The 6537-nt window shown below is 69.8% G+C and carries 6 protein-coding genes; 3 read left to right on the plus strand and 3 right to left on the minus strand.

Going from position 1 to position 6537, the window contains the following annotated elements:
- Positions 1–131: 131 nt before the first annotated feature.
- The 3 genes from VGL85_RS02490 to VGL85_RS02500 all read right to left on the minus strand — a co-directional run bounded on the left by VGL85_RS02490 (position 132) and on the right by VGL85_RS02500 (position 4132).
- Entirely contained in the window at positions 132–2495 is a 2364-nt protein-coding gene (locus VGL85_RS02490) for a hypothetical protein (protein WP_331585629.1), read from the minus strand.
- Complete coding sequence (locus tag VGL85_RS02495; protein WP_331585630.1) at positions 2492–3226, minus strand: hypothetical protein; 735 nt, start codon at positions 3224–3226, stop codon at positions 2492–2494. The genes VGL85_RS02490 and VGL85_RS02495 overlap by 4 nt, the downstream gene beginning before the upstream one ends.
- 120 nt (positions 3227–3346) lie before the next feature.
- The gene (locus VGL85_RS02500; protein ID WP_331585631.1) at positions 3347–4132 is read right to left on the minus strand and encodes an RNA methyltransferase; all 786 of its coding nucleotides are present in this window, start codon (positions 4130–4132) and stop codon (positions 3347–3349) included.
- A gap of 92 nt (positions 4133–4224) precedes the next feature.
- Between VGL85_RS02500 and VGL85_RS02505 the strand changes: the two genes are divergently transcribed.
- The 3 genes from VGL85_RS02505 to VGL85_RS02515 form a co-directional block, all read left to right on the plus strand.
- A complete protein-coding gene (locus VGL85_RS02505) occupies positions 4225–5436 on the plus strand; it encodes an NADP-dependent isocitrate dehydrogenase (protein ID WP_331585633.1) in 1212 nt (403 codons plus the stop codon).
- 228 nt (positions 5437–5664) lie between these two features.
- Positions 5665–6045: a VOC family protein gene (locus VGL85_RS02510; protein ID WP_331585635.1), complete on the plus strand. Its 381-nt coding sequence runs from the start codon at positions 5665–5667 to the stop codon at positions 6043–6045.
- A 108-nt stretch (positions 6046–6153) separates the two neighbouring features.
- On the plus strand, positions 6154–6537 hold a 384-nt coding region (locus VGL85_RS02515), incomplete at its 3' end, for a type II toxin-antitoxin system HicB family antitoxin (protein WP_331585637.1).

Raw genomic sequence — 6537 nt, forward strand, 5'->3', positions numbered from 1 at the left:
GCTGGACGGTCGGGCTTGCACCGACGGGAGCAGGCGGGGTCTGGGCGGCGAACAGCAGCGCCACCGCCAAGGGCGCCAGCAGGATTGCCGTTTTCATGGCGTCTCGAAGCCCCCGCCGCCCGATCCCGCCCTCAGTCGTAATAGTATTTGGTCTGCTTGGCCCAGGTCGTGTTCGGGTAGCGCTTGTGCAGGATGTCGAACGCCTTGTGGCTCACGTGATCGTGGCTGTGGCCGTAACGGGTGATATGGACCAGCCAGTACAGGGCCTCGGGCGAGCGGGGGTCGGTCGGATGGGCGCCGGCAAAGGCCAGCACCTCGTCCCAAACCGAGGCGCCCAGGGTGTCGCCGTCCGAGTAGGGCTCGGCCATCGCCTTGCGCTCCAGGGTGGCGCGATCGACAACGGCGGCGGCGAAGTCGGGGCGGCGAAGCGGAAAGGCGCCCTGGCCGCAATAGGTCAGGCAGACGACGTCGCTGGCCGCCCAAAGGCTGGCGTCGCTGGTGTCGGTGGCGGCGTCGCAGCTGCCGTCCGGCGTATAGGCCTGCAGGCAGGGCGGCGCGGAATCGCCCTTGGTCGAGCCGGCCGGCAGGATCATCCAGTCGTACCAGGCGCCCTGGAAGTCGGCGATCCTGGCCCCCACCGGCCGGGTATAGGATTCCAGGTCGGCGGCCATGCCCGGAACCTGCGCGAAGACGAAGAACTCGGCGAACCGCTTGTCGGGTCCAGGCGCTGTCTTGACCACCCGCGCCCAGTCGGACGCCAGCTGCGGCGCCAGGGTCTCGAGCTTCAGCGCCAGGGCGTCGGTCTGGGCATTGTCCTGCAGCAGCACCGCGCGCGTCCAGCTGGTCAGGGCGATGTCGAGCCGCAAGGTCGCGGGCAGGGTCGGGTCGCTGACCAGGGCGGCGCGCTCGGCCAGCGGCAGCCGGTCGATCAGGGCCCGAGCGTCCGGGCCCAGTCCCACCTTGCCGGCCGCGTCATAGATGTTGCTGGGCTCCTGCGCGTCATTGAAATTGCCGCGCACGCAGCCGTCGGCGCCGGTGTCGTCGGCGCAGACCCGCGGGCGGAGCGCCAGGCGGGCGAAGACGGCCGGGCTCTCCGCCACCTGCATCCGCTCGGCGGTGAACAGGTTGCGGTCGCTGGCCGCCAGGTCGTGACGCGCCAGCATGGCGTCCAGCACCGCGCGGGTCTGGGCCTGCGGCGCGCTGGCCAGGCTCAGGCGCACGCTGTTGTAGACCAGGCTCACGGCCGCCGGCGAGGTCGCCGGCACGCCCGCGGCGGCCTTGACCAGGGCGGGCGCGGCGGGATCGGAAGGGCTGGCCAGGCTCATGGCCGCGATCAGCCAGGCGGGATCGTGGGTCGCGGCCCACCGCGCCTGGGCATGCGCCAGGCAATAGGCGGCGGCGCGGCTCTGGGCGGCCGCGAGGTCAGCCCCGGCGGCGTCTTGGGCGACCGGGGGCGCGCCGCGCGCCCGGCCCTTCAGGGTGGCGATCCAGTCGAGGATCGGCGGCGGCTGGGCGGCCTTTTCGTTCAGGTCGACATAGTCGCGGAAGTCCACCGCCGCGTCTTCGCGCAGGCTCGGACCGCTCAGTCGCGCATTTAGGGCGGCGGCGACCTTGGCCGGGTTTTCGCGCTCGCTGACGACCATGCTCATCGTGGCGGCCTGGCCCTGGGCGAAGGTCCCGCCCGGCGCGGCGGCCAGGGCGGCGATGGCGCGATGGGCGTCGGCGAAGGCTTGGGGCGTCTTGGTCGCCAGCGCCTGGCGCACCAGGGCGCGGGCGCTGAGATAGGGGGCCATCGGCCGCCAGGGCGAGCCCGCGTCGCCGCCGATGGCGGCGAAATCCGCCGCCGCGCCGGCATTGTCGCCCTGATAGAGGGCCAGCGCCGCGGTCTGATAGGCGTGGTCGGCCCTCAGCCAGGCGGGCGCCGCGTGGTCCAGCGCCGGCATGGCCACGCCGCTCGCGCCGCAGCCCTTGAAGACGGCATCCTGACCGTCGACCCAGGCCTTCACCCAGGGCGAGGCCGCGCCGTAGCTCTGGATACGGTTCTGCAGGGTCGACGCGGCCTCGGCGAAGGCTTCGCCGAAACAGTTGGGCACGGTGGCGTCGTCGGCGATCGGGCGGTCGGGCTGGATGGTATCGGTCAGGGCCGCCACGCCGGTCACGGTCGCCCGCGCCGTGGTCCAGGTCTGCGACTGGTCCCAGGTGTCCTGATCGGGGCTGTTGCAACAGGGGATGGACAGGCCCGGCCCCGCCGCCGCCCCGACCGGCAGGCCGTGCAGCAACCGCCAGGCCATGAACAGGCGCGCCCGTGGCGACTGGGCCATCACCACGCCGACGCGGCCGGCGTAGAAGGCGTTCAGGTCGGCCGTCTGGCCCCCGAAGGCGTCGATATAGGAGGGCCCGTCGGGCGGCGGCCCGCAGGCCTCGACCGGGCCATAGAGGCCCATGGCGAACACCAGGACGCCGGCGAGGACGCCGGGGAGTTTGGGCGAGGTCATGGGTGGTTCCTCAAGACCGCGGCGATGTCGGCCGGGGTCCAGCTGTGCGGGTTGAAGACATAGACGCGCCGGCCGGCCGGGATGCGGGCGAGCGGCGTGTCGGTGGAGACGCCGATGGCGGTGCGGCAGCGCGGATCGGCGAAGTCTTCGCCGGCGGCCAGCCTGGCCTTCAGCCGCTCGCCCTCCGGCCCCATGCGGAAGACCATGGGCACGATCTCGTCGACCTCGGCCGCGTCCACCCAGGTCTCGGTCTCGCACCAGGAGGCCAGCGCGTTCATCGACAGCGGCGTCGTGGCTGGCAGGCCGGCGCGGACGTCGTGCAACAGGTCGAGCAGCACCTGGCGTTGCGACTCCTTCACCTCGAAATCGATCTGCACCGCCTGGAAGCCCGGCGTGCGGGCATAGGCCAGCACCGTCTGCGCCGCGCGCGCCCTGAGCGCCGGCGTCCAGACCAGCAGCTGGCCGGGATCGATCTGCACGTGCACGACGGCGGTCCGCCGCGCGCCCGGCGCGGTGCGCAAGGCAAACCGCCGTCCCCGCGCCCACAGCCCGGCGCCGGTCAACTCGACGAAGCCGACGACGGCGGCGACCTCCACATCGGGCCCGGCGCTGCGCAAGTCCTCAGGCCGCTCCCAGGCCCAGAGCACCAGGGCCGGTTGCGCGCCGGCTGGCGCAGCGAACGCGGCCCCGAACAGGACCGCGACGGCGAGAGCCAGGGCTGGTGGTCGCATCGCGTGAGTCTCCCCGCGCGAGTTTGCGAGAATTGCGAGCGGACCGCGAGCCCGATCTTGTCGGCCGTCGGGCCACTACGGAGGCGGTTTGGCGCGCTCGGCGCGGGCGCCGCGTCGAGTTTATTTCGCGGCCTGCTTCGCCGCCCGCTCCCGCGCCAGCCGCGCCAACACCCGGCCGCGGCCCTTGGTGAGCGCGGTGACGACGCCGCGCAGGGTGCGGGCCTCCTGGGTCGACAGCCGCGCGCGCGAGAAGATCGAGCGCAGGTTGCGCACCATGGACGGGGTCTTTTCCGGCGGGAAGAAGAAGCCGGCCGCCTCGAGTTCGGTCTCCAGGTGCGCATAGAAGCCGGCGACCTCGGCCTGGTCGGCCGGCTCGGCGGTGTCGGCGAAGGCGGCCGGGGCGCCGGCGTCGATGGTGGCGCGCCACTCATAGCCGTTGATCGCCACCGCCTGGGCCAGGTTCAGCGAGCGGAACCTGGGGTCGATCGGAATGGTCACGATCGCCTGGCAAAAGGCGATGTCCACCGTCTCCAGCCCCGCCCGCTCGGCGCCGAACAACAGGCCGGTCGCCAGCTCCCCGGCCGCCGCGGCGTGCAGTTCGGCGGCCGCCTCGCGCGGGGTGATGATCGGCAGCCGCGCCTCGCGCGGCCTGGCCGTGGTGGCATAGACCCGCTGCAGATCGGCGGTGGCCTCGGCGATCGTGGCGAACACCCGGGCGTTGTCGAGCGGCCAGTCGGCCCCGGACGCGCTCGCCCAGGCGCGCTTTTGCGGCCAGCCGTCGCGCGGCGCCACCAGGCGCAGATCGGACAGGCCGAAATTGGCCATGACCCGGGCGACCGCGCCGATGTTTTCCGCCAGCTGCGGCCGGTCGAGGATGACGCTGGGGGGGCGGAGCGTCTCGCTCATCGCGCCGCAATAGCGGGTTTCGCCCCAGGCGGCGAGCGTCTATAGCGGGGCTCGATTTTTACGAGCCTCCAAGGCCGTTCTCCGGAGTTCGCATGGCCAAGATCAAAGTCGCCAATCCCGTCGCGGACCTCGACGGCGACGAGATGACCCGGATCATCTGGAAGATGATCAAGGACAAGCTGATCTTCCCCTTCCTCGACCTGCCGATCGAATATTACGACCTGGGCATCGAGCATCGCGACGCCACCGACGACCAGGTGACCATCGACGCGGCCGAGGCGATCAAGCGGCTGGGCGTCGGCATCAAGTGCGCCACCATCACCCCCGACGCCGCCCGGGTGAAGGAGTTCAACCTCAAATCGATGTGGAAGTCGCCGAACGGCACCATCCGCAACATCCTGGGCGGGGTGATCTTCCGTGAACCGATCATCTGCAAGAATGTGCCGCGGCTGATCCCGGGCTGGACCGAGCCGATCATCATCGGCCGCCACGCCTATGGCGACCAGTATCGCGCGACGGACTTCCTCGTGCCGGGCAAGGGCAAGCTGACCCTGCGCTTCGACGGCGCCGACGGCCAGGTGATCGAGCGCGAGGTGTTCGACTTCCCGGCCTCGGGCGTGGCCCTGGCGATGTACAATCTCGACCAGTCGATCCGCGACTTCGCCCACGCCACCTTCACCTATGCCCTGGCGCGGCGGTTTCCGGTCTATCTGTCGAGCAAGAACACCATCCTCAAGGTCTATGACGGCCGCTTCAAGGACCTGTTCCAGGAGATTTTCGACGCCGAATTCGCCGACCGGTTCAAGGCCGCCGGCATCACCTACGAGCACCGGCTGATCGACGACATGGTCGCCGCCTCGCTGAAATGGTCGGGCGGTTATGTCTGGGCCTGCAAGAATTACGACGGCGACGTGCAGTCGGACTCGGTGGCCCAGGGCTATGGCTCGCTCGGCCTGATGACCTCGGTCCTGGTCACCCCCGACGGGGCGATCATGGAGGCCGAGGCCGCCCACGGCACCGTCACCCGCCACTTCCGCCAGTTCCAGCGCGGCGAGCCCACCTCGACCAACTCCATCGCCTCGATCTTCGCCTGGACCCAGGGCCTGAAGCACCGCGCCAAGCTCGACGGCGACGCCGACCTGGAACACTACTCGGAGAGCCTGGAAAAGGTCTGCGTCGACACGGTGGAATCCGGTTCGATGACCAAGGACCTGGCGCTGCTGGTCGGCGACCACCAGGGCTGGCTGACCACCGAGGGCTTCATCGACAAGGTCGCCGACAACCTGGCCAAGGCGCTGGCCTGAGCGCACGATCGGTCCGCTCGGGCCGACCCGGTCCGCCACGGAGGCGGGGACTCAGGATTTTACCGCCAAGTTCGCCAAGGACGCTAAGGACGCGGAGCGGCCAATCTCAGTTCCGCACCCTGAATATCGAGGTCCTCATGGCGCTCTTGGCGACCTTGGCGGTCATTCTTGTTCTTGCTCCGTTCTTGAAGTCGGCTATGCTCGCCTGATATTCGAGGGAGCAGAAAAATGATCGGCTATGTGACCATCGGAACCAACGACTTCGACACCGCCCTGCCCTTTTACGACGCGGTGCTGGGCGCGGTCGGCTGTGAGCGCAAGTCCTTCGACGGCGGCTGGGCCTTCTATGGGTCCAAGGATGGCGAAGGCGACGTGGGCATTTGCAAGCCGTTCGACGGCCAGCCGGCGCGTGGCGGCAACGGGATCATGCTCGCCTTTGTGGCGCCCTCGAAGGCGGCGGTGCAGGCGGCCCACGCCGCGGCTTTGGCCAAGGGTGGAACCGACGAAGGCGCGCCGGGCATGCGGCCACCGGAAGGAACCAGCTTCTACGGCGCCTATGTGCGCGACCCGGCCGGCAACAAGCTCTGCCTGTTCCACATGGCGGGCTGAGTGTGGCCGTCTTGGAAACAAGACGAGCCAGCTGCCGATGCACGGCGCGAACAAGGAATTGGGGACCGGCCTGGTCTCCAAAATTAAGAAAGACCTGGGGTTACGCTGATGGCCAGCTATCGGATCAACCTGACACCCGACGACAACGACACCTTCCTGGTGACCTGCCCTGCCCTGCCGGAGGTGACCACCTTCGGCGAGACTGAACGCGACGCGGCTATCCATGGCTTGGCGGCCATCGAGGAGGCGATAGCCGGCCGCATCGCGGCCAACCAGCACGTGCCGTTCGACACCGTTCAGAACGACCACGCCGGCGTCGTGCTCTTTGTTGTCACCCCGGCGATGACCGACCTGAAGGTGGGCCTCTACGGCGCCTGCCGCGAGGCGGCGATCACTCGCGCAGAACTCGCCCGCCGGCTAAACTGGAATCGCAACTCGGTCGATCGGCTGTTTCAACTCGACCATCAATCGCGCCTGACCCAGCTCGAGGCC

This window comes from Phenylobacterium sp. (genome assembly GCF_036501465.1).
In the GTDB taxonomy this organism is placed as follows: Bacteria; Pseudomonadota; Alphaproteobacteria; order Caulobacterales; family Caulobacteraceae; genus Phenylobacterium.

Coding starts and splice junctions, on each gene's coding strand:
- VGL85_RS02510 (WP_331585635.1), top strand. CDS start 5,665: ATGATCGGCTATGTGACCATCGGAACCAACGACTTCGACACCGCCCTG.
- VGL85_RS02505 (WP_331585633.1), top strand. CDS start 4,225: ATGGCCAAGATCAAAGTCGCCAATCCCGTCGCGGACCTCGACGGCGAC.
- VGL85_RS02490 (WP_331585629.1), bottom strand. CDS start 2,495: ATGACCTCGCCCAAACTCCCCGGCGTCCTCGCCGGCGTCCTGGTGTTC.
- VGL85_RS02495 (WP_331585630.1), bottom strand. CDS start 3,226: ATGCGACCACCAGCCCTGGCTCTCGCCGTCGCGGTCCTGTTCGGGGCC.
- VGL85_RS02500 (WP_331585631.1), bottom strand. CDS start 4,132: ATGAGCGAGACGCTCCGCCCCCCCAGCGTCATCCTCGACCGGCCGCAG.